The following is a 23147-nucleotide window of genomic DNA, read 5'->3' on the forward strand; positions in this document are numbered from 1 at the left end:
CGTGCCCTCGTCCCGCGCGCCCGCCGATCCGATCGACTCCCAGCGAAGGGCTGCCGCGCATGAAAACCCTGGCCAAACTCCCCGTCACCATCGTCACCGGCTTCCTCGGTGCCGGTAAGACCACCCTGCTCCGCCACATGCTCGACAATGCCGAAGGCCGCCGCATCGCGGTGATCGTCAACGAGTTCGGCGAGCTGGGCATCGACGGCGAGATCCTCAAGCAATGCTCCATCGGCTGCACCGAGGAAGAGGCCGTGGGCCGCGTCTTCGAGCTGGCCAACGGCTGCCTGTGCTGCACCGTGCAGGAAGAGTTCTTCCCGGTGATGCGCGAACTGGTGGCGCGCCGTGGCGACCTCGACCAGATCCTCATCGAGACCTCCGGCCTGGCCCTGCCCAAGCCCCTGGTACAGGCCTTCCAGTGGCCCGAGATCCGCAGCGCCTGCACGGTGGACGCGGTGATCACCGTGGTCGACAGCCCGGCCGTGGCCGCCGGCACCTTCGCCGCCCACCCCGAGCAGGTGGACGAGCAGCGCAAGCAGGACCCGAACCTCGACCATGAGTCGCCCCTGCACGAACTCTTCGAAGACCAGCTGGCCAGCGCCGACCTGGTGATCCTCAACAAGGCCGACCTGCTCGACGCCGACGCCCTGGCCGCCGTGCGCGCCGAAGTGGCCGAGGAGCTGCCGCCGGCGGTGAAGATCGTCGAAGCCAGCGCCGGCAAGCTGCCGCTCTCCGTGCTGCTGGGCCTGAACGCCGAGGCCGAGGCGCACATCGACAGCCGCGCCACCCACCACGACCACGAAGGGCACGAGGACCACGACCACGACGAGTTCGACTCCTTCCACGTCGACCTGCCGGAAGTGGAGGAAGCCGCCCTGCTGGCCGCCCTCGGCCAACTGGTGGAGCGCCACGACGTGCTGCGCATCAAGGGCTTCGCCGCCATCCCCGGCAAGCCCATGCGCCTGCTGGTACAGGGCGTCGGCAAGCGCTTCGACAAGCACTTCGACCGCCAGTGGCTGGCCGACGAGACCCGCGCCACCCGCCTGGTGGTGATCGGCCAGGAGCTGGACCCGGCCACCATCGCCAACGAACTGCGCACCGCCCTGGCGTAACCGCCGAACCGGCTCCTCTCCCCCGGGAGAGGGCCGCACCACCGAGCCAAGGCCCGAGCCATGCACCTGCTGCGCACCCAACCTGGCGGCTTCGTCCCCGACGACGGCATCGCCCACCTGGCCCAGACGCCCGCCGAGCTGGTGATCCTGTGCAGCGGTGATTCGCACCTGGCGCTGCTGGCCGAGGCCGCCCGCGAGCTGCCGGCGGACTACCCCAGCCTGCGCCTGGCCAACCCCATGCAGCTGCAGAACCACGCCTCGGTGGACCTCTACGTCGACGAGGTGCTGCAGCACGCCAAGGTCATCCTCATCTCCGTGCATGGCGGCGTCGGCTACTGGCGCTACGGCATCGAGCAACTGGTGGCCCTGGCCGAACGCGGCACGCAGCTGATCCTGGTGCCCGGCGACGACCGCCCCGACCCGGAGCTGGCCCGCCTGTGCACGGTCCCGGCGGAGGACGCCGAGCGCTGCTGGCAGTACCTGCGCCAGGGCGGCCTGGACAACGCCCGGCAACTGTTCGCCTGCCTCGCCAGCCGTTGCCTGGGCCGCGACTACCCCTGGCTCGCGCCCAACACCCTGCCCCGCGTCGCCGTGCATCACCCGCGCCAGCGCCCGGCCCGCCTCGAACACTGGCGCGCCGACTGGCGGGAGGGCCAGCCGGTGGCAGCCCTGCTGTTCTATCGCACCCACCTGCAGGCGGCGAACACCGCCTTCATCGACGCCTTCTGCGAGCGCCTGGCCGCCGTCGGCATCAACCCGCTGCCCATCGCGGTGGCCAGCCTCAAGGAAGCCGAGTGCCTGGCCGTGGTGGAAGACTGGCTGGACGCCGTCGACGCCGAGCTGATCATCAACACCACCGGCTTCGCCCAATCCAACCCCGACACGCCCGGCCAGCGCCCCTTCCGCCGCGACGTGCCGGTGCTGCAGGCCATCTGCTCGCTGGACAACCAGCCGCTCTGGGAAGAGAACCCGCAAGGCCTCGGCCCGCGCGACCTGGCCATGCACATCGCCCTGCCGGAGCTGGACGGGCGCATCATCACCCGCCCCATCAGCTTCAAGGGCCTGGCCTGGCGCAGCGAGCGCAGCCAGAGCGACGTGGTGTGCTACCTGCCCCACCTCGAACGCATGGATTTCGTCGCCGAACTGGCGCGCCGCTGGCTGCTGCTGGGGCGCAAGGCCAACGCCGACAAGCGCGTGGCGCTGATCCTCGCCAACTACCCCACCCGCGACGGCCGCATCGGCAACGGCGTGGGCCTTGACACCCCGGCCGCCGCGCTGAACATCCTCCGCGCCCTGGAGGCCGAGGGTTACCCCCTGGCCGGCCTGCCGGAGAACGGCACGGCACTTATCCACAGCCTGCTGGGCGGCGTCAGCAACGACCTCGACAGCCTCGACGCGCGCCCCTGCGCCCAGAGCCTGGCGCTGGACGCCTACCTGGCCTGCTTCGCCCGCCTGCCCGAAGCCAACCAGCGGGCGGTAACGGAGCGCTGGGGCGAACCGCAGCAGGACCCGATGTTCCGCGCCGGACGGATGATGGTCGCCGGCCTGCGCTTCGGCCTGGCCTTCGTCGGCATCCAGCCGGCGCGCGGCTACCAGCTGGACCCGGCGGCCATCTACCACGACGCTGCGCTGGTGCCGCCCCACGGCTACCTGGCCTTCTACTTCTGGCTGCGCGAGGTGTTCGGCGCCGACGCGCTGGTGCACGTCGGCAAGCACGGCAACCTGGAATGGCTGCCGGGCAAGGGCGTCGGCCTCTCCGCCGAGTGCTGGCCGGATGCGGTGATGGGCCCGCTGCCGAACATCTACCCCTTCATCGTCAACGACCCCGGCGAAGGCGCCCAGGCCAAGCGCCGCGCCCAGGCGGTGATCATCGACCACCTGATGCCGCCGCTGACCCGCGCCGAGAACTACGGCCCACTGCGCGACCTCGAACGCCTGGCCGACGAGTACTACGACGCCTCGCTGCTGGACCCCCGCCGCGCCGTGCAACTGCGCGGCGAAATCCTCGAGCTGGTGAAGGCCACCGCACTGGACCGCGAACTTGCGCTCAGCATCAGCGACGACCCGGAAAGCTGGCTGCCGCAGCTGGACGCCTACCTCTGCGACCTCAAGGAGTCGCAGATCCGCGACGGCCTCCACGTGTTCGGCGAATCCCCCGTCGGCGGCCTGCGCGACGACACCCTGCTGTCCCTGGTGCGCATCCCCCGGGGGGACGGCAAGGGCGCCAACGCCAGCCTGCTGCGTGCGCTCGCCACCGACCTTGGGCTGGGCCGCGACCCGCTGGACTGCAACTGGGCCGAGCCCTGGGAAGGTCCGCGCCCGGCACTGCTGGAGCGGGTCAGCATCGATCCCTGGCGCAGCAACGGCGACACCCGCGAGCGCCTGGAGCTGCTGGCCCTGGCGATGATCCGGGCGACCGATCATCCGTCCGTGGGCCCCGCCAGCGACCTGGTTATCCACAGCCTGCGCCAGGTGATCGCCCCGGCCCTGGACGCCTGCGGCCCCGCCGAAATCGGCGGCGTGCTGGCTGCCCTGGAAGGCCGCTTCGTGCTGCCCGGCCCCAGCGGCGCCCCCAGTCGCGGGCGCCTCGACACCCTGCCCACCGGGCGTAACTTCTTCACCCTGGACGTGCGCAACCTGCCCACGCCCACCGCCTGGCGCCTGGGCTTCCAGTCCGCCAGCCTGCTGCTGGAACGCCACCTGCAGGACGAGGGCGACCACCTGCGCCAGCTCGGCCTTTCCGTCTGGGGCACCGCCACCATGCGCACCGGCGGCGACGACATCGCCCAGGCCCTGGCGCTGATGGGCGTGCGGCCGGTGTGGCAGGCCGGCAGCCAGCGCGTGGAAGACTTCGAGATCCTGCCGCTGTCGCTGCTCGACCGCCCCCGGGTGGACGTGACGCTGCGGGTATCGGGCTTCTTCCGCGATGCCTTCGCCAACCTCATCCGCCTGTTCGATGCCGCCGTGCAGGCCGTAGCCGAACTGGACGAGCCCGAGGACATGAACCCCCTGGCCGCGCGGGTGAAACTGGAAAGCGCCCGCCTCGCCGCCGAAGGGCTGGCCGTGGACGACGCGCGGTTGCAGGCCGGGTGGCGCATCTTCGGCGCCCAGCCCGGTGCCTATGGCGCCGGCGTGCAGGGCGCCATCGAGGAGCGCCAGTGGCAGGACCGCGCCGAACTGGCCGAGGTGTATTTGAATTGGGGCGGCTACGCCTACGGCGCCCAGGATGCCGGCACGCCCGCGCGGGCGTGCTTCGCCCAGCGCCTGGAGCGGCTGCAGGCGGTGCTGCAGAACCAGGACAACCGCGAGCACGACATCCTCGACTCCAACGATTACTACCAGTTCCAGGGCGGCATGCTCGCCGCCGCCGAGACCCTGCGCGGCGAGAAAGTGGCCAGCTACCACGGCGACCACAGCCAGCCGGACCTGCCACGCATCCGCTCGCTGAAGGAAGAACTCGGCCGCGTGGTGCGCTCGCGCGCCGCCAACCCCAAGTGGATCGCCGGCATGAAGCGCCACGGCTACAAGGGCGCCTTCGAACTGGCCGCGACCGTGGACTACCTGTTCGCCTTCGACGCCACCAGCGAGCTGATCGACGACCACCAGTACCAGCTGCTGGCCGACGCCTACCTGCTGGACGCCGACACCCGCGACTTCATCCAGCAGCACAACCCCGACGCCCTGCGCGACATCGCCGAGCGCCTGGTGGAGGCCCAGCAACGCGGCCTCTGGGAACACCCCGGCGACTACCGCGAGGCCATCGAGAACCTGCTGCTGGATATCGAGGAGCAGTAGCCCCCGGCGCTCCCCCTCACCACAAACCCGGCCCCCCTATCACCCGCGCAACCGCGCCGCCGCCTCCCGCAGGATGCGCTCGGTGCCGTCCCAGCCCAGGCAGCCATCGGTGATGGACACGCCGTAGCGCAGGTCGCAGGACAGCGACTGCGCGCCATCGAACAGGTGGCTCTCGATCATCACCCCGCGCAGGGCGTCCTGGCCGGCCAGGCGCTGGTCGATCACCTCCGCCAGCACCGCGGGCTGGCGCAGCGGGTCCTTGCCGCTGTTGGCATGGCTGCAGTCGACCAGGATGCGCGGCGCGATGCCGAGTTTCTCCAGCCCCGCCCGTGCGGCCGCGACGCTGGCCGCGTCATGGTTCGGGCCCTGGTGGCCGCCGCGCAGCACCAGGTGCGTATCCGCGTTGCCGGCGGTCTGCACAAGCGCCGGGCGACCCTGGTCGTCGATGCCGAAGTGCTGGTGTGCATGGGCCGCCGAGCGCATGGCGTCGGTGGCGATGCCGAGGCTGCCGTCGGTGCCGTTCTTGAAGCCCACCGGCAGGTCGAGGCCGCTGACCATCTCGCGATGCACCTGGGATTCGCTGGTGCGCGCACCGATGGCGGCCCAGCCCAGCAGGTCGTCGAAGTAACCGGCGGCCAGGGGTTGCAGCAATTCCGTGGCCACCGGCAGCCCCAGCTCGATCATCTGCAGCATCAGCCGGCGGCTGAGGGCCAGGCCGGCCGCCATATCGCCACTGCCATCCAGGTGCGGGTCGTACACCAGCCCCTTCCAGCCCACCGTGGTGCGCGGCTTCTCGACGTAGGCGCGCATCACCAGCAGCAGCTGGTCGCTCACCTGCGGCGCCAGCGCGGCGAGGCGGCGGGCGTAGTCGAGGGCGGATTCGGGATCGTGGATGGAACAGGGGCCGACCACCACCAGCAGGCGCGGGTCGTCGCCATCGAGCACCGCGCGCACGGCATCGCGCTGGGCGCGGACCTGGCGGGCCAGGGCGGCGTGCAGCGGCAGGCGCTGGCGCAGTTCGGCGGGGGTGGGCAGCGGCTGGGTGCTGCGCGTGGGGGAAGCCAGGCTTTCCAGCGGCAGGGCGTGGAGGGGCTGGGCGGCGATGGGCGATACGGAAACGGAATTCATGACGGGCATCCTTGGCCGGCGCGGATCGGTCCGCGCGCGGCGCGCTAACTGGGTGTTCGATTCAGGGGTGTGAGTGCGGCGGCGAAGCGGCTAAATCGCCAGTCGGCGTTGCGGTAATAAGGGGTGTAGGTGCGGTGGCTGATCATGGTGCGATCCTCGGATTACGTGCGTTTGGCCTTGTGGGCCCTGGAAAAACAAAAACCCCCGGGCGGGTTGCCGACCGGGGGTTTCGTGGAGCTTTGGTGGGCGACCCTGCTGGAGTGGGCCGCCTGATCAGGTATCAGGCCAGCCCGTGGCTAAACCAATACCCATAGAAATAGCTGGCCGCAGCAGCCACGCGCGCACGTGCCGGGCGTTGGGCCTGGCAAGCGGTGAGCGGAGTGGAAGCGAGGTGCGGCATGACGATCTCCAAAGCGAATGCTGGCCAAATTACTGCATCGCCGGCCGCCGTTCAATCACTGATTTCTATCGACGCGTTCGGCCTTTCGCTACCATGCCGCGATGCGTTTTCAGGAACCCGTCATGTCCGAGCTCCCCCACTTCCCCTTGAGCGCCGTGGTCGCCGCCGACGAGCTGAAGCTCGCGCTGTACCTGGCCGCCATCGATCCCGCCATCGGCGGTGTGCTGATCGAAGGCCCGCGCGGCATGGCCAAGTCCACCCTGGCCCGGGGCATCGCCGACCTGCTGCCGCAAGGCATCTTCGTCACCCTGCCGCTGGGCGCCAGCGAGGAGCGCATCGTCGGCACCCTCGACCTCGACGCCGCCCTGGGCGAAGGCCGTGCGCAGTTCTCCCCCGGCGTGCTGGCCAAGGCCCACGGCGGCGTGCTCTACGTCGACGAGGTGAACCTGCTGCCCGACCACCTGGTGGACCTGCTGCTGGACGTCGCCGCCAGCGGGGTCAACCTGGTGGAGCGCGACGGCCTGTCCCACCGCCACGCCGCGCGCTTCGTGCTGATCGGCACCATGAACCCCGAGGAAGGCGAGCTGCGCCCGCAGCTGCTGGACCGCTTCGGCCTCAAGGTCGGCCTCGACGGCCAGCCGCAACCGGCCGAACGCGCCGAGATCCTGCGTCGCCGCCTGGCCTTCGACGCTGACCCGCAGGGCTTCGTCGCCCAGTGGAGCGGCGAGCAGCAGGCCCTCGCTCGTCGTTGCCAGGACGCCCGCGAACGCCTCGCCGCCATTCCCCTGGATGACGGCGCCCTGGACGAGATCGCCCAGCGCTGCTTCGACGCCGGTGTCGACGGCCTGCGCGCCGACCTGGTGTGGCTGCGCGCGGCTCGCGCCCATGCCGCCTGGCGGGGCGCGACAAGCATCGCGCGCGCCGATATCGACGCCGTCGAACACTTCGCCCTGGCCCACCGTCGAACCCAGGCGCCCTCCTCCGCCCAGCCGCCACAGACGCCCCCCGGCGCTGCACAACCCCAGGCATCCGCAGGCGAAGGCCAGTGGGGCGAGCTGCCTGCCCAGCCGGTGCCCACCGACTCCCGACGCGAGCTGCCGGGCTGGCCAAAAAAGCCCTGAGCATCCGCCCGCGCCGGGTCATGGGCGCGGATGCCAGACCAGGCCCCGGGACACTCGCCAACGGCCGCAGCGGCCCGGCCCGTGGTGGGCGCGACGGTGCCATCCAGTGGCTGCCCACCCTGCTGCGAGGTCGCCCGCGCAAGGCCCACGACCTGGTCCGCCGCCCGCGCAGCCAACGCCCCGATGCGCTCTGGCTGGTGCTGGTGGACGCCTCCGCCTCCACCCGCCGCCACGGTGCCCTGTCCCGCGCCAAGGGCCTGCTGGCCGGGCTGTTCGAATCCGCCTACCGCCAGCGCACCCGCCTCGCCGTGCTCCACGCCACCGGCCGCGAACCCCGCTGGCTGTGGCAAGGCAGCAAGGCCTCGGCGCCGCTGCACCAGTGGCTCGATGGCCTCGGCGCCGGCGGCGGCACCCCGCTGATCGAGGCCCTGCACCTGGCCCGTGACTGGCTGCAGCGCCGCCAGCGACAGAAACCCTCGGAGCACCAGCGCGTGCTGATCCTCACCGATGGCCGCCTCAGGGACTGGCCCGCCCTGGAGCCGCTGGGCTGCGACACGCTGCTGGTGGATATCGAAGGCGGCCCCATCCGCCTCGGCCGCGCCCGCCAATTGGCAGAGGAACTGGGTGCGGACTACCGGGCGCTGTCGGACTGAGCCAAGCAGACTCGGGATCGGCCCCGCTTGGTGGACATAAAGAGCGATGTCCACCCTACGTGGCGAGAAGCCCGTAAGTGGCACGCGACTTCGTAGGGTGGACCACGCTTTACCGGTCCACCGGGCGGAGCTGAAGGTGTCCACGAATGCGAGTCACCCTCGCGGATGTCCAGTGAACGAAGTTGCACATGCCGGCCTCGCAACGTTGGGCCTCGCTGCGCTCGGCGCCAACCTACGTCAGTGCCACGACGAAGCCTGAACCACCCGTGCCCTGGATCGTCCATCAACCAGATGGTCGAACGTCGCCCGCCCCGGGTGCGTGTTAAGGTCCGCCCCTTTTCTTTGCGGAATGCCCGATGAACCAAGCCGTGCCCTGCGCCGACAGCCCAGCCACCCGCCTCGCCACGCGCCTGGCGTTCTTCGTTTCCGGTTTCGGCATGGCCTGCTGGGCGCCGCTGGTGCCTTACGCCAAGGCCCGCCTGGGTATCGAGGAGGCGGTGCTGGGCCTGTTGCTGCTGTGCCTGGGCGCGGGGTCGATGCTGTCGATGCCGCTGGCCGGCGGGCTGGCGGGCCGGATCGGCAGCCGTCCGGTGATCCTGGCCGGCGGCATCGGCCTGTGCTGTGCCATGCCGCTGCTGGCGGTGGCCGATTCGGGGGCGCTGCTGGCGTTCGCCCTGGCCTTGTTCGGCGCCTCCCTTGGCGCCATGGACGTGGCGATGAGCGTGCACGCCGTGGAGGTGACGCGTGACGCACCGGTGCCGCTGATGTCCGGCTTCCACGGCATGTTCAGCGTCGGTGGCTTCGCCGGTTCCCTGGGCATGACCGCCCTGCTGGCGGCCGGCCTCGCGCCCCTGCCGGCGATCCTGGTGGCCGTGGCGATCGTCGTGCTGGGCCTGGTGCTCGCGGCGCCCCGCCTGCTGCGCACTCGCTCCGGGGGTGGTGGCGCCTTCTTCGTGCTGCCCCGGGGCATCGTCCTGCTGCTCGGGGCGCTGGCGTTCGCGATGTTCCTCGCCGAAGGCGCGATGCTCGATTGGGGCGCCATCCTGCTGGTGGAGGAACGTGGCTTCGACCCGGCGCGCGCCGGTCTCGGCTATGCGCTGTTCTCCCTGGCGATGCTGGTGGGCCGCCTGAGCGGCGACAAGCTGATCGCCCGCCTGGGCGAGCGGCGCATCCTGGTGGGTGGCGGCCTCCTGGCCACCGCAGGCTTCGCGCTTCTGCTGCTGGCCCCCCACCCGCTGCTGGCCCTGCCGGGCTTCCCGTTGGTGGGGCTGGGCGCGGCCAATGTCGTGCCGGTGCTGTTCACCGCCGCCGGCCGGCAGACGACCATGCCGGCCAATCTCGCCGTCGCCGCCCTGACCACCGTCGGCTACGCCGGCGTCCTCGCCGGGCCTGCGCTGGTGGGCTTCGTCGCCCAGGGCCTGGGCCTGGTCACGGCCTTCATGATCCTCGGCGCGCTGATGCTCTCGGCGCCGCTGACGGCGGGGCGTTTCGCGCGGTGAGCTCGGGCTCCACAAGGCCTATGGACAAGCACACCGCCAGCCTCTAGCCTGCGCGCCCTGGTCGAATCACATCGGAAGTTCTTCATGGAAGAAGTGCAACGTCGCAACGTGCCGGCGCTCGGCGTCACGGTGGCCGTACTCGCCATCTTCATCGGCGTATCCACCCTGATGGCGCCGGCGATCTACGCCGCACTGGGCGTCTCGGTGCCGCTGGATACCACGGCCTGCTACATGATCCAGGGCGCCGCCTCGTTGCTGCTGGGCTTCCTGGGCACCCGCAAGCGCCCCACCGCGTTCTTCTTCATCGCCCTGCTCTACCTGCCCGCAGAGCTGCACATTCCAGACCCCCGAGTTCTTCTTCAACTTCACCGGCCCGGTGTCGATCGCCTACGGCCTGGGCCTGGCGCCGGGCTACGACATCAGCGTCAACCTACTCGCCCTGTTCATCATCGGCGCCTCGGCCTGGACGCTCTATCGCCTGAGCGAACCCGCCCTGCCGGCAGGAGAAGGACAGCCCGGCTGAGCCATCAGAAGCGGCGTACGCCATCGCTGAACACGCCGTGCTCGTCCACATGCCGGTTGTAGGCGGCGATGGCTTCACGGTTGGCCAGCAGCCAGGCTTGCGCCTTGCTCACTTGAGTCGTATCAGCCCTGTTCCGGGCGTCTTCCCGCGTGTCGTCGCGTTTCATCGATCTCTCCTTCAAAGCGGGCCCGGGCTGGTCAGCATATCCGGCACCGCCCGTTCTTCGACTATTCGTTCCTGCACCCAGCGCAGCACCTGCGCCTCGTCGCGGATGCGGTACCACTCGCCTTCCGGGTAGAGGCTGGCGGTGGGGCCGAGGTCGCAGGGGAACTGGCACTGGGTGCGGGTGATGTGCACGCCGCCCTCGCACTCCAGCTTGCCGGCGGCCTTGAGGGTTTCCCGCAGTTTCTTCCACAGCGGCAGCGCGCCACGGCGGGTGCAGCGCGGGCCGTTGCACAGCAGCAGGCGGCGGGCATGGGGCGGGATGCAGGACCAGGCGTGGCTGGCCGGCAGGTCCGGCACGCCGACGCAGGCGAGATGCAGGTCGGGGCGCTCGACGAGGGCGCAGGCGGCGCCGGCCGGGTCGCTGTCGTACTGGCCCAGCAGGCTGGCGACGAAGAGTTCCCCGGGCGCGTCGAGGCGGCCCAGTTCGCCACGCAGCCAGTCGAGGTGCTGCGGGCCCGACTGCGGGTCGAGGTCGATCACCAGCAGCGGGCGCGGGCTGGCCTGCACGGCACGCGTCAGCGCGTCGAAGTCGGCACCGGTGTCGACGATGTCGGCGAGCGCCGCCTCACCGCGCAGGGCGGTCAGTTGGCGGCGGAACAATTCGGCGAAGGCGCCTTCGCCGAGGTCGGGCCCGGCGAACAGCACGCGGGCATAGGCAGTGGGGGTCATGGTGTTTCCAGTTGGGGGACGAGGGCCTGCCAGAGGCCGTCGAGGGAATCGAATTCGCGGGTGACCGGAGGCAGCTCGGGGCGCTTGAGGATCAGCACCGGCAGGCCGCGCTCGCGGGCCACCTGCAGCTTGGGCTCGGTGGATTGGCTGCCACTGTTCTTGCTGATCAGCACGTCGGTGCCGAGGCGATCGAACAGCGCGCGCTCCTCGTCCAGGCCGAACGGCCCGCGCGAGGCGATGACCTCGAAACGCTCGCCCGGTGCCTGTCCCTGCAGGCAGCGCACCGTCCAGTGCTGGTGGGCAGGAATCTCGCCGAGGTGCTCCAGGGGTTCGCGGCCAAGGGTGAAGAAGGGACGCTGGAAGGCGGCCAGGGCGTCGACCAGCCCGGCCCAATCGGCAACCTCGCGCCAGTCGTCGCCCTTGCTAGCGCGCCAGCCGGGGCGACGCAGGGCCCAGCAGGGAATGCCGGCGAGCCCGGCAGCGCGGGCGGCGTTGTGGCTGATCCGCGCGGCATACGGGTGGGTCACGTCGAGCAGCAGGCCGATACCGGCTTCGTCGATGTAGCGCGCCAGCCCTTCGGCACCGCCGTAGCCGCCGACACGCACCTGGCAGTCGAGGTCCGTCGGCACCTTGCCGAGGCCGGCGAGGCTGTAGACGTGCTCGGGGCCCAGGCGCCTTGCCAGGGCCAGGGCCTCGGTGACGCCGCCCAGCAGGAGGATGCGCGTCATGGTCGCTCCAGCGCCTGGCCGACCAGGTTGCCCTGGCGATCGATGGCGAAGACTTCCAGGGCCACGCCGGCCGGGACGGTGCGGCGGGCGAAGGCCAGGGCATGGGCGCAGACCGCATCGCCCAGGGGTATCCCGGCGGCGTGGGCCAGCGCCAGCGCCTGCTGGCTGGTGTTGGCGCCGCGCATGGCGTCCTGCAGCTGGGCATCGGCGCCCAGGCCGGCGGCCCACTCGGCGAGCAGTGGCAGGTCGATGCTGGAGCTGCGGCTGTGCAGGTCCATGTGCCCGGCGGCCAGCTTGCTGATCTTGCCGAAGCCGCCGCACAGGCTGAGTTTTTCCACCGGCGCCTTGCGCAGGTGCTTGAGCACGGCGCCGGCGAAGTCGCCCATCTCGATCAGGGCGGTGTCGTCGAGGCCGTAGCGCCGGCGCATGGCGTCCTCGCTGGCATTGCCGGTGCAGGCGGCCAGGTGGGTGAAGCCGTTGGCGCGAGCGACGTCGATGCCCTGATGGATGGAGGCGATGTAGGCCGCGCAGGAGAAGGGCCGGACGATACCCGTGGTGCCGAGGATCGACAGCCCACCGAGGATGCCCAGGCGCGGGTTCATGGTCTTGAGCGCCAGCTCGGCGCCGCCCTGCACGCAGACGGTGACCTCGAAGCCGCCGGGGTGGCCGTGCTCCAGCGCGAGTTGCGTGAGGTGCTCGGTCATCATCTGCCGCGGCACCGGGTTGATCGCCGGCTCGCCCACCGCCAGGGTCAGGCCGGGCCTGGTCACGGTGCCGACGCCGGGGCCGGCGTGGAAGCGCACCCCGGGCTCGTCGGCCAGGCGCACCTGGGCGTAGATCAGCGCACCGTGGGTCACGTCCGGGTCGTCGCCGGCGTCCTTGAGCGTGCCGGCCTCGGCGCCGCCGTCGATCGACCGGCAGAACTCCAGGCGCATCAGCACCTGCTGGCCCTTGGGCAGGACGATCTCCACCGCGTCGCTCGCCACCCCGCCCAGCAGCAGGCGCGCCGCTGCCAGGCTGGTGGCGGTGGCGCAGCTGCCGGTGGTGTAGCCGCTGCGCAGGGGCGCGGGCTGCTCGGGGGTTTCGTCACGCATGGCGGGCTCGCGCAGGGCAAGACTCGGCAGCGTTGGGCCTCGCTGCGCTCGGCACCCACCTACGCATGCTTCACCACCTCGAGGAGGGTGATCGGCAAGGCCGAGCGCCAGGTATCGAAGCCACCCAGGGGCTGGGCCTGGGCGATGGCGATGCGGGTCAGCTCGCCGCCATGGGCGTCGCGGAAGGCCACCAGCACCGCCTCGCTCTGCAGGGTCACGGCGTTGGCCACCAGGCGGCCGCCGGGCCTGAGCCGGTCCCAGCACTGCTCCAGCACGCCGGGCTCGGTGACGCCGCCGCCGATGAACACCGCATCCGGCGCGGGCAGGCCAGCGAGTGCGGCGGGGGCCTGGCCGGCCACCAGTTGCAGGCCGGGCACGCCGAGGGCGTCGCGGTTATGGCGGATATGCGCCTGGCGGCCTTCGTCGACCTCGATGGCGATGGCACGGCAGGTGGGATGGGCGCGCATCCATTCGATGCCGATGGAGCCACTGCCGGCGCCCACGTCCCAGAGCAGCTGCCCCGGCTGCGGCGCCAGGCGCGCAAGGGTGATGGCGCGCACGTCGCGCTTGGTTAGCTGGCCGTCATGGCGATAGGCGTCGTCGGGCAGGCCGCAGGTCAGCGGCAGGCGCCGGGCCTGCTCGCCGGCACGGCAGTCGATGGCGACCAGGTTGAGGGCCGCGACCCGGGTGGCGGACCAGTCCCCGGCGACGCCGTCGATGCGCCGTTCGGCCGGGCCGCCCAGGTGCTCCAGCACAGTGATGGCGCTGGAGCCGAAGCCGCGCTCGTCCAGCAGCGCGGCGATGGCAGCGGGGCTTTCGCCATCGTTGCTCAGCACCAGCAGGCGGGCGCCGTCATGCACATGGAGGTTGAGCGCCGCCAACGGGCGCGCCACCAGGGAGACCAGCGTGGTGTCCTGCAACGGCCAGCCCAGGCGCGCTGCGGCCAGGGAAGCGGATGAGGGGGCCGGCAGCACGCGCAGCTCGTCGGCGGGCAGTTGCCGCGCGAGACTGGCACCGACGCCGAACAGCATCGGGTCACCACTGGCCAGCACGCAGAGCGGCGCGCCACGCCGTTGCAGCAGCGGCTCCAGGGAGAAGGGGCTGGGCCAGGTACTGCGCCGGGCGCGGATGCAGCGGGGCAGCAATTCCAGCTGGCGCGGCGCCCCCACCACCTCCTCGGCGGCCAGCAGGGCATGGCGCGCAGCCTTGCCCAGGCCGGCGTAGCCGTCCTCGCCTATCCCCACCAGTGTCAGCCAGGGCTGCATGCAGTTTTCCTCGTATCCGACCGTGCCGCGTCCGTTGGGCATCCGACAACCAGCCGCATCCCACAGCCGCGCAAAGCGGGCATAATAGCGCCCTTCACCGGTTGCCGGAGCGCCCACTGCGCCCGGCCTAAGAGGGAACACGGTCAAAGCCGTGGCTGCCCCCGCAACTGTATGCAGCGAGTCCTCGCGATCCGTGCCACTGGGAAACCGGGAAGGCCGCGACGGATACCGACCTGCCAGCCAGGAGACCTGCCGGTGACACCAGTCGCGTGTGCACGCATCGAGCGGGGTGTCTCGGTGCCAGGGTTCCCTTGCGGGGGGACACGGTCGCCGCGGCAACTGACCCGGTGACCACGGTGAACCACGCTCCCTCCAGCGCTCCATCCGTCCGCCCCTCGGCCTGCCCGGGGCTGCTGCGCATCGTCCCGGCCAAGGACGGCGGCATCTGCCGCATCAAGCTGCCCTGCGGCCGCCTGCAAGCCGGTGCCGCCGAGGCCCTGGCGCTGGCCGCCCACGGCCATTCCGGCGGCGTGCTGGAGGCCACCAACCGCGCCAACCTGCAGATCCGCGGCGTGCATCCGGGCCGCGAACAGGCGCTGATCGCCGAGCTGCTGGCCATCGGCCTGGGCGCTGCGACGCCGGGTGCGGACGATGTACGCAACCTGATGGTCAGCCCCGCCGCCGGGCTCGACCCGAGCGCGCTGCAGGACGTCCGCCCACTGGCCACGCGCCTGCTGGCCCTGCTGGAGGACAACCCGCGCTTCCACGTGCTCTCGCCCAAGTTCGCCCTGCTGCTGGACGGCGGCGAGGCCCTGGCGATGCTCGACCACCCCAACGACATCTGGCTGGCCGCCATGGAGCCCGGCAAGGACGGCCTGTTCGCCTTCGGCCTGGCCGGCTGCCCACCCCGCGAGGCCAGCGACGCGCCCGCCCTGGCGGCGGTGCCCGGCGCCCAGGTGCCGGCCCTGGTGGAAGCGCTGCTGGAGCTCTTCCTCGAACGGGCCGCGCCGCAGCAGGCCCGCATGCGCGACCTGCTCGGCAGCCTGGGTGCCGGCCAGTTGCTGGCCGAACTGCGCCAGCGCCTGCCCTTTACCCTGCAGGACGCGGCTGGCTGGCGCCGCGTCGCCACCGACCTGCGCCCCATCGGCGTGCTGCCGCAGGCGCAGGCCGGGCTGTGGCTGGTCGGCGCCCTCCCGCCCCTGGGGCGCCTGCAGGCCGGCCAGTTGCTGGCCCTCGCCGAACTGGCCCGGCGCCACGGCGACGGCAGCCTGCACATGACGCCCTGGCAATCCGTGCTGCTGCCCAACGTGCCGGAGCGGGAAACCGCCCCGCTGCTGGCCGGGCTCGCCGCCCTGGGCCTGTGCACCGAGGCCGACGCGCCACTGGCGCGCCTCCAGGCCTGCACCGGGTCGGCCGGCTGCGCCAAGGGCCTGGCCGACACCAAGGCCGACGCCCTGACACTCGCCGCCACACTGCCCGACGGCGCGCGGGTGCACCTGTGCGGCTGCCCGCGCTCCTGCGCCGCCGCCCATGTGGCGCCGCTGACGCTGCTGGCCACGGGCGACGGCCACTACGACCTCTATCGACGCGACGACGGCGCCGGTGGCTTCGGCCGCCCGCTGGCGCGCGACCTGGACATACACGCGGCGGCCGCCTGGCTGGCCGCCACGCCTGACAGCTGGAGCTCCACCGAATGATCGATTACATCCGCGATGGTCAGGAGATCTATCGCCACTCCTTCTCCATCATCCGCGCCGAGGCGGACCTCTCCGCCATCCCGCCGGACCTGGAGAAGCTCGCCGTGCGCGTGATCCACGCCTGCGGCATGGTCGACGTGGTGCAGGACCTGCGCTTCTCCCCCGGTGCCGGTGCCGCCGGCCGCGCCGCCATCGCCGCAGGCGCGCCGATTCTCTGCGATGCACGCATGGTGGCCGAGGGCGTGACCCGCGCGCGCCTGCCGGCGGACAACAAGGTCATCTGCACCCTCAACGACGCCGGCGTGCCGGAGCTCGCCCGCACGCTGGGCAACACCCGCTCGGCGGTGGCCCTGGAACACTGGCGCGAACACCTGGAAGGCAGCGTGGTGGTGATCGGCAACGCGCCCACCGCGCTCTTCTACCTGCTGGAGATGCTCGACGCCGGCGCGCCGAGGCCGGCGCTGATCCTCGGCTTCCCGGTGGGCTTCGTCGGCGCGGCGGAATCCAAGGACATGCTCGACGCCGACAGCCGTGGCGTGCCCTACGTGATCGTGCGTGGTCGCCGTGGCGGCAGCGCGATGGCCGCAGCGGCGATCAACGCCCTGGCCACGGAGGTGGAGTGATGGGTGCGCAGGCACGTTCCGGCAAGGGCCGGCTGATCGGACTGGGCGTGGGCCCCGGCGACCCCGAGCTCATCACCCTCAAGGCCCTGCGCCTGCTGCAGTCGGCCCCCGTGGTCGGCTACTTCGTGGCCAAGGCGAAGGCCAACCTGGGCCAGGGCGGCAATGCCTTCGGCATCATCGAGCAGCACCTGGTGGCGTCGCAGCTGCGCATGCCCCTGGTCTACCCGGTGACCACCGAGAAGCTGGAGCCGCCGCTCTCCTACGAGGATGTGATCAGCGACTTCTACGACACCGCCGCCCAGCAGGTCGCCCAGCACCTGGACGCCGGGCGCGACGTGGCGGTGATCTGCGAGGGCGACCCGTTCTTCTACGGCTCCTACATGTACCTGCACGACCGCCTGGCCGGGCGCTACGAGGCCGAGGTGGTGCCGGGCGTGTGCTCCATGCTGGGCAGCGCCGCAGTGCTCGGCGTGCCGCTGGTGTACCGCAACCAGAGCCTTTCGGTGCTCTCCGGCGTGCTGCCGGAGGATGAACTGAAAGCGCGCCTGGCGGACGCCGAAGCGGCGGTGGTGATGAAGCTCGGGCGCAACTTCGACAAGGTGCGCCGGGTGCTCGGCGAGCTGGGCCTGGACGGCCGCGCCCATTACGTGGAGCGCGCCACCATGAGCAACCAGCGCATCGTGCCGCTGCACGAGGTGGACCCGATGGCCTCGCCCTACTTCTCGATGATCCTGGTCCCCGGCCAGAAGTGGAGAGGCTGATGGACCCGCGCAAGGCCCCGGCCATCCTGCTGCTCGGCCAGGGCGGCCTGCCCGTCGCCCGGCGCATCCAGGCGCTTTATCCACAGGCCCGCGTGCTCGGCCTGGCCGGGCGCGTCGAGGGTGCCGACGCGACCTATGCCGAGTTCGGCGAGACCATGCGCGGGCTCTACCGCGACGACAGGCCGATCATCGCCCTGTGCGCGGCCGGCATCCTCATCCGCAGCCTCGCCGCGCAACTGGCCAGCAAGGGCGCCGAGCCGCCGGTGCTGGCGGTGGCCGAGGACGGCAGCGCCGTGGTGCCGCTGCTGGGCGGGCTCGGTGGGGTCAACCGCATGGCCCGCGAGATCGCCGCGCAACTGGAGGTGGCCCCGGCCATCACCACCAGCGGCGAACTGCGTTTCGGCACCTGCCTGCTGGAACCGCCAGCCGGCTATGCCCTGGCCGATATCGAGCAGGGCAAGCGCTTCGTCTCCGACCTGCTGGGTGGCGAGCCCGTCCGCGTCGAGGGCGAGGCACCCTGGCTGGAGGCGGCGAACCTGCCCCTGGCGGAACAGGCCCGGCGGGTCATCCATGTCACCGCCGAGCAGCGCGTGGAAGCCCGCGACGAGCTGCTGATCCACCCCCGCGTGGTGGCCGCGCGCATCGACGGTGATGCGGATGCAGCCGGCGTGCGCCAGGCCCTGGCAACCGCCGGGCTGGCCGGTGGCGCCCTCGCCTGCCTGCTGGCCGCCCCCGAACGCATGGCCGACGCCACGCTGGCCGCCAGCGCCGAGGAACTCGGCGTGCCGCTGCGCTTCGTGATCGACGAGAAGGCGCTGCCGCCCCTGCACCAGCACCTTTCCGGCATCCGCCTGTACCGCGCCGCGCAGCCGCTGGAGGTGGAGCGCGTCGGCCAGCGCCGTGGCCGCCTCACGGTGGTGGGCCTGGGTCCGGGCGCCGCCGAGTTCATGGTCCCGGCCACGCGCCGCGCCCTGGACGAGGCCGAGGACCTGCTGGGCTACGAGACCTACATCCGCATGGCCGGGCCCTTCCGCCCGGAGCAGGTGCTGCACTGCACCGACAACCGCGAGGAGCTGCAACGCGCCCGCCACGCCTTCGAGCTGGCCGCCAGCGGGCGCCGGGTGGTGGTGGTGTCCTCGGGTGACCCTGGGGTGTTCGCCATGGCCGCCGCCGTGCTCGAAGCCCTGGACGACAACCGCGACCCGCGCTGGCTGCAGGTGGAGCTGCAGGTGTTCCCCGGCGTCTCCGCCGCCCTGGCCACCGCCGCCAAGGCCGGTGCGCCCCTGGGCCATGACTTCTGCCTGATCTCGCTTTCGGACAACCTCAAGCCCTGGGAGGTGATCGAGCAGCGCCTCGACCACGCCGGCGCCGCCGACCTGGCCATGGCCTTCTACAACCCCATCTCCAGGGCCCGCCCCTGGCAGCTGGCCCGCGCGCTGGAAATCGTCGCCCGCCACCGCCGCCCGGAAACGGTGGTGGTGCTGGGCCGCGACATCGGTCGCCCGGCCGAGGCGCTGACGCTCACCAGCCTCGGCGAGCTGCGCCCGGAACAGGTGGACATGCGCACCCTGGTGATCATCGGCTCGTCACTGACCCGGCGCATTCCCCGCCCCGACGGCCCGGACTGGGTGTACACCCCGCGCTGGTATCGCTGAGGCGGCACCAGCACCTGGCAGGACGCGAAGCAAGGGCGGACGGTTCGACATGACCGGCCGCCCTTTTCCTGCACGCCAACGTTGCAAATCCCTTCGCGCATCAAGAAAATGCGATTAATTTTCATTTGCTACCGATTCTTCGGTGACCCCATGTCGTCTCCCCATCTCAGTGTGCAACGCCTCTACAGCGACCATCACGGCTGGCTGAAGAACTGGCTGCGCGGCCGCCTCGGCAACGCCGCCGATGCCGCCGACCTGGCCCAGGACACCTTCCTGCGCCTGCTCGCCCGCCGCGAGCAGCTGGAGATCGCCACGCCACGCGCCTTCCTGCGCACCGTCGCGCGGGGGCTGGTGATCGACCACTGGCGCCGCGAGGAGCTGGAACGGGCCTACCTGGAATCCCTCGCCCACCTGCCGGAGGCGCAGACGCCGAGCCTGGAGGAGCGCGAGCAGATCCTCGAGCTGCTGGAGCGCATCGCGCGCCTGCTCGATGGCCTGAAGCCGAAGGTGCGCACCGCCTTCCTGCTGGCCCAGTGCGAGGGGCTGACCCATGTGCAGGTGGCCGAGCGCATGGGCATCTCCCTGCGTTCGGTGGAGCGCCATGTCGCCGACGCCCTGTTCCATTGCTACCAGCTGCGCTTCGCCGAATGAGCGCCTCGCCCCAGACCGATGCGCAGGTGGTGCGCCAGGCCATCCACTGGCTGGTGCGCCTGCGCTCCGCCAGCGGTGATGCCGAGCTGCAGCGCGCCTGCGACCACTGGCGCGCCGCTCACCAGGACCATGAACAGGCCTGGCAGCGCGTGCAGGTGCTGGACGACGAACTGTCCAGCTCGCTGAAAGCCGTGCCCGGCGCCGGCACGCTGATGCAGACCCTGGAAACCTCGGCCCAGCGCCTGCGCCGCCGCCAGGCCCTGAAGCTGCTGTCGGCGGCCATGGTCAGCGGTTCCGCCCTGTGGCTGGCCCGCGACCTGACGCCCTGGCCGCGCCTGGGCGCCGACTACGGCACCGCCGTCGGCGAGCGCCGCCACGTGGCGCTGGCCGATGGCACGCAACTGCACCTGAACACCGACAGCGCGGTGGATGTGCGCTTCGACGAGCATCAGCGCCTGGTGCTCCTGGAGCGTGGCGAGATCCTCGTCGACAGCGGCCCTGACGCCACGACGGGCATCTCGCGCCCCCTGCGCGTGCGCACCCGCCATGGCCTGTTCGAGAGCCTGGGTGGCCGCTTCGTGGTCCGCCAGGAGCAGGCCGCCACCCGCCTGAGCGTCGCCGAGGGCACGGTGAGCATCGCCCCGCTGGCCGGTGCCGGCGCTGCAGTGGCCGGTGCCGGCCAGCGCTTCGAAGTCGGCGAGTACGCCGCACGCGCGCTGGAGGCGCCGGACATGGACGCAGCCGCCTGGGCCGACGGGTTGATCGTCACCCGTGGCATGCGCCTGGCCGACTTCCTCGCCGAAATCTCGCGCTACCGCAACGGCCGCCTGGCCTGCAGCGAGGCCATCGCCGACCTGCGCCTCTCCGGCGTGTACCGCCTGGACGACACCGACAAGCTGCTGGAGCTCCTGACCCGCACGCTGCCGGTGGAGGTGCACTACCGCACCCGCTGGTGGGTGACGGTACAGGCCAGGGCCTGAAATCTTTTTTGGCGGGTTTTTCCGCAACGTCCGGCAAAGGGAATGAATCCCATTAACTTTTGCCTTTCACGGAAGCCTTCATGACCGCACCTCGCGCCTCCCGCCTCGCCCTTGCCGTACGCGGCGCCCTGCTTTCCGCTGCGCTGGCGGCCACGCTGCCGGGCGCACCGGCCTTCGCCGAGGACGCCACGAGCGCCGCCAGCCGCAGCTACGCCATCCCCGCCGGGCCGCTGGACGAGGTGCTCAACCGCTTCGCCCGCGAAGCCGGGATCAACCTCTCCGCCACCCCGGAGCAGACCCGTGGCCTGCGATCCCCGGGCTTGAACGGCGCCTGGTCGGTGGACGGCGCGCTGGGCCGCCTGCTCGGCGACACGCCGTTGCAGGCCGAGAGCCTGGGCGATGGCAGCTACGTGCTGCGCGAGGTGAAGACCCAGGGCGCGCTGGAGGTGCCGTCGACCCAGGTGTTCGCCCTGGGCAATGCGCTGGGCAGCGAGGAAGGCTACCTGGCCACCCACAGCCAGATCGCCACCAAGACCAGCAAGGCGCTGCTGGAAACCTCGCAGACCGTCTCGGTGGTGACCCACGAGCAGATCGACGACCAGGGCTCGAAGACGGTGCAGCAGGCGGTGCGCTACACCCCCGGGATCTTCACCGGCCAGGTGGGCGCCTCGAACCGCTACGACTACATCGTCATGCGCGGCTTCGCCGACAACAGCGTGGACAACGTCTACCTCGACGGCCTGAAGACCATGGGCGACAGCGGTACCTACAGCTCGCTGCAGGTGGACCCGTACTTCCTCGAGCGCATCGACGTGCTCAAGGGCCCCTCCTCGGTGCTCTATGGCCGCAGCCTGCCGGGCGGCCTGGTGGCGCTGACCAGCAAGAAGCCGCTCTACGAGGACTACCACCAGGTGCAGGCCAGCGTGGGCAACATGGGCCAAAAGGGCGCGGGCTTCGATTTCAGCGGCCCGCTGGACGAGGACAAACGCATCGCCTACCGCGTGGTAGGCCTGGGCGAGGGGTCGGACACCCAGTTCGACTCCATCAAGGAGGAGCGCTATGCCATCGCGCCTACCCTTTCCATCGACTTCAGCGAAGACACCAGCCTGACCCTGCAGAGCTACCTGCAGCACGACCCGAACGGCGGCTACCACGGCGGCGTGCCGGCCGAGGGCACCCTGTACCAGCGTGGCGGCCAGCGCATCGGCCGCGACTTCTTCGACGGCGAACCGAGCCTGGAAGCCTTCGACCGCACCCAGCGCATGTTCGGCTACCAGCTGGAGCATCGCTTCGACGACGTATGGACCGCGCGCCAGAGCTTCCGCTACCTCAGCTCCGACGTGAGCATGCAGCAGGCGTACGCCTATGGCTGGGCCTCGCCCACCGAGCTGAACCGCTACTACACCGATGCCACCGAGGACCTGAAGGCCTACATCGTCGACAACATGGTCCAGGCCGAATTCGACACCGGCACCCTGCGCCATACCCTGCTGATGGGCCTGGACTACCAGAAGCGCAAGACCAACGTGGAATGGGGCTCCGCCGCCTTGGCGCCGATCGACGCCTTCAACCCGGTGTACGGCAACGATGCCCTGGTGGGCTACGGCCAGGTGGAGCACGACCGCCGCCTGGAGCAGACCGGCCTCTACCTGCAGGACCTGATCGACCTGAACCAGTGGCGCTTCTCCATCGGCCTGCGCGAGGACTGGGTGGAGGTCTCGGACAAGAACCTGACCGCCGGCAGCAAGTCGGACGAGCGCCGCAGCAAGTTCACCGGCCGCCTCGGCGCGCTGTACCTGTTCGACAACGGCGTGGCGCCGTACATCAGCTATTCCGAATCCTTTAACCCCAACGCCTATTCGGACCAGGCCGGCAAGCCGCTGGAACCCACCGAGGGCACGCAGTGGGAGGCCGGGGTGAAGTTCCAGCCGGTGGGCAGCGACAGCCTGTACACCGCCTCGCTGTTCCACATCGTCCAGCAGAACGTCGCCTCCAAGCTGCCGCAGCAGGATTGGTACACCCCGGTGGGCGAGGTGCGCTCCCAGGGCCTGGAACTGGAAGCCAACACCCAGGTGACCAGGAACCTCAAGGTGCTGGCCAGCTACACCTTCACCGACATCACCTACTCCAAGTCGCTGGACGGCACCCAGGGCAACACACCGAACCAGGCGCCGCGCCACATGGCCTCCATCTGGGGCGAGTACAGCTTCGACGCCGGCGCCCTGGACGGCCTGCGCACCGGCCTCGGCGCGCGCTACGTCGGCCAGAGCTGGGCGGACCGGGCCAACACCCTGCACGTGCCCTCCTACACCCTGATCGACGCGCTGGTGGGCTATGACCTGGGCAAGGTGGGGCTCAAGGGCATGGACATCAGCCTGAACGCCAACAACCTGCTGGACGAGGATTACATCGCCTCCTGCTACAGCCTGGACTTCTGCTACTTCGGCGAGCAGCGCAACGTCACCGCCACCCTCAGCTACCAGTTCTGACCGGTGCTTGAACGAGCCCGCCCCGGCACCGGGGTGGGCTCGTGCGTTTGCGTGATCGACTTATCCACAGGAGAGCATC

The 23147-nt window shown here is 71.0% G+C and carries 20 protein-coding genes and 1 riboswitch; of the genes, 13 read left to right on the forward strand and 7 right to left on the reverse strand.

Annotation, left to right across the window (positions count from 1 at the left end; translation table 11 throughout):
• Window positions 1-59 precede the first annotated feature (59 nt).
• Entirely contained in the window at window positions 60-1112 is a 1053-nt protein-coding gene (cobW, locus tag ACYJSS_RS27095) for a cobalamin biosynthesis protein CobW (RefSeq protein ID WP_111261927.1), read from the forward strand.
• Between the two features lie 60 nt (window positions 1113-1172).
• A complete protein-coding gene (gene cobN / locus ACYJSS_RS27100) occupies window positions 1173-4907 on the forward strand; it encodes a cobaltochelatase subunit CobN (protein WP_236206007.1) in 3735 nt (1244 codons plus the stop codon).
• A 39-nt stretch (window positions 4908-4946) separates the two neighbouring features.
• Here the strand turns inward: cobN and ACYJSS_RS27105 are convergent, their stop codons facing one another.
• The gene (locus ACYJSS_RS27105; protein ID WP_236206008.1) at window positions 4947-6035 is read right to left on the reverse strand and encodes a 3-deoxy-7-phosphoheptulonate synthase; all 1089 of its coding nucleotides are present in this window, start codon (window positions 6033-6035) and stop codon (window positions 4947-4949) included.
• Window positions 6036-6557: 522 nt separating this feature from the next.
• Here ACYJSS_RS27105 and ACYJSS_RS27110 point away from each other — a divergent pair.
• From ACYJSS_RS27110 to ACYJSS_RS27120, 3 genes are all read left to right on the forward strand, one after another.
• A complete protein-coding gene (locus ACYJSS_RS27110; RefSeq protein ID WP_111261929.1) occupies window positions 6558-7556 on the forward strand; it encodes an ATP-binding protein in 999 nt (332 codons plus the stop codon).
• Window positions 7557-7576: 20 nt separating this feature from the next.
• Window positions 7577-8209, forward strand: coding sequence for a vWA domain-containing protein (locus tag ACYJSS_RS27115; RefSeq protein WP_236206009.1), 633 nt, complete (start codon window positions 7577-7579; stop codon window positions 8207-8209).
• A 356-nt stretch (window positions 8210-8565) separates the two neighbouring features.
• A complete protein-coding gene (locus ACYJSS_RS27120; RefSeq protein WP_236206010.1) occupies window positions 8566-9708 on the forward strand; it encodes an MFS transporter in 1143 nt (380 codons plus the stop codon).
• Window positions 9709-9774: 66 nt separating this feature from the next.
• Here the strand turns inward: ACYJSS_RS27120 and ACYJSS_RS27125 are convergent, their stop codons facing one another.
• Window positions 9775-10077, reverse strand: coding sequence for a hypothetical protein (locus ACYJSS_RS27125; RefSeq protein ID WP_236206011.1), 303 nt, complete (start codon window positions 10075-10077; stop codon window positions 9775-9777).
• 7 nt (window positions 10078-10084) lie between these two features.
• On the opposite strand from ACYJSS_RS27125, the gene ACYJSS_RS27130 reads away from it, so the two are divergent.
• A complete protein-coding gene (locus ACYJSS_RS27130; RefSeq protein WP_236206012.1) occupies window positions 10085-10231 on the forward strand; it encodes a hypothetical protein in 147 nt (48 codons plus the stop codon).
• Between the two features lie 4 nt (window positions 10232-10235).
• Here the strand turns inward: ACYJSS_RS27130 and ACYJSS_RS27135 are convergent, their stop codons facing one another.
• From ACYJSS_RS27135 to cbiE, 5 genes are read right to left on the reverse strand one after another with little or no spacing between them, the layout of a single operon-like run.
• Window positions 10236-10397, reverse strand: a complete 162-nt coding sequence (locus ACYJSS_RS27135) for a type II toxin-antitoxin system CcdA family antitoxin (RefSeq protein WP_111261933.1) — start codon at window positions 10395-10397, stop codon at window positions 10236-10238.
• 11 nt (window positions 10398-10408) lie between these two features.
• On the reverse strand, window positions 10409-11125 hold the full coding sequence (locus ACYJSS_RS27140) for a (2Fe-2S) ferredoxin domain-containing protein (protein ID WP_236206013.1): 717 nt from the start codon (window positions 11123-11125) through the stop codon (window positions 10409-10411).
• The gene (locus tag ACYJSS_RS27145; protein WP_236206014.1) at window positions 11122-11853 is read right to left on the reverse strand and encodes a cobalt-precorrin-6A reductase; all 732 of its coding nucleotides are present in this window, start codon (window positions 11851-11853) and stop codon (window positions 11122-11124) included. The genes ACYJSS_RS27140 and ACYJSS_RS27145 overlap by 4 nt, the downstream gene beginning before the upstream one ends.
• Window positions 11850-12947 carry a cobalt-precorrin-5B (C(1))-methyltransferase gene (locus ACYJSS_RS27150; protein WP_236206015.1) on the reverse strand — a complete coding sequence of 366 codons (1098 nt, stop codon included), beginning with the start codon at window positions 12945-12947 and terminating at the stop codon, window positions 11850-11852. The genes ACYJSS_RS27145 and ACYJSS_RS27150 overlap by 4 nt, the downstream gene beginning before the upstream one ends.
• Window positions 12948-13006: 59 nt before the next feature.
• A complete protein-coding gene (cbiE, locus tag ACYJSS_RS27155; protein ID WP_459480952.1) occupies window positions 13007-14212 on the reverse strand; it encodes a precorrin-6y C5,15-methyltransferase (decarboxylating) subunit CbiE in 1206 nt (401 codons plus the stop codon).
• Window positions 14213-14293: 81 nt separating this feature from the next.
• Window positions 14294-14483: riboswitch (cobalamin riboswitch) on the forward strand.
• Between the two features lie 76 nt (window positions 14484-14559).
• Between cbiE and cobG the strand changes: the two genes are divergently transcribed.
• The 7 genes from cobG to ACYJSS_RS27190 all read left to right on the forward strand — a co-directional run bounded on the left by cobG (window position 14560) and on the right by ACYJSS_RS27190 (window position 23068).
• Window positions 14560-15909 (forward strand): precorrin-3B synthase, encoded by a 1350-nt coding sequence (cobG, locus tag ACYJSS_RS27160; protein WP_373875139.1) that lies wholly within the window; start codon window positions 14560-14562, stop codon window positions 15907-15909.
• Window positions 15906-16532: a precorrin-8X methylmutase gene (locus ACYJSS_RS27165; protein ID WP_236206018.1), complete on the forward strand. Its 627-nt coding sequence runs from the start codon at window positions 15906-15908 to the stop codon at window positions 16530-16532. The genes cobG and ACYJSS_RS27165 overlap by 4 nt, the downstream gene beginning before the upstream one ends.
• A complete protein-coding gene (locus tag ACYJSS_RS27170) occupies window positions 16532-17293 on the forward strand; it encodes a precorrin-2 C(20)-methyltransferase (RefSeq protein ID WP_236206019.1) in 762 nt (253 codons plus the stop codon). Before ACYJSS_RS27165 ends, ACYJSS_RS27170 begins: the two co-directional genes overlap by 1 nt.
• Entirely contained in the window at window positions 17293-18948 is a 1656-nt protein-coding gene (gene cobJ / locus ACYJSS_RS27175) for a precorrin-3B C(17)-methyltransferase (RefSeq protein ID WP_373875140.1), read from the forward strand. The genes ACYJSS_RS27170 and cobJ overlap by 1 nt, the downstream gene beginning before the upstream one ends.
• A gap of 150 nt (window positions 18949-19098) precedes the next feature.
• A complete protein-coding gene (locus tag ACYJSS_RS27180; protein WP_111261942.1) occupies window positions 19099-19599 on the forward strand; it encodes a sigma-70 family RNA polymerase sigma factor in 501 nt (166 codons plus the stop codon).
• On the forward strand, window positions 19596-20579 hold the full coding sequence (locus tag ACYJSS_RS27185; RefSeq protein WP_111261943.1) for a FecR domain-containing protein: 984 nt from the start codon (window positions 19596-19598) through the stop codon (window positions 20577-20579). Before ACYJSS_RS27180 ends, ACYJSS_RS27185 begins: the two co-directional genes overlap by 4 nt.
• Before the next feature lie 80 nt (window positions 20580-20659).
• On the forward strand, window positions 20660-23068 hold the full coding sequence (locus ACYJSS_RS27190) for a TonB-dependent siderophore receptor (RefSeq protein WP_236206020.1): 2409 nt from the start codon (window positions 20660-20662) through the stop codon (window positions 23066-23068).
• Window positions 23069-23147: the final 79 nt, after the last annotated feature.

The organism is Pseudomonas sp. No.21, assembly GCF_054558415.1.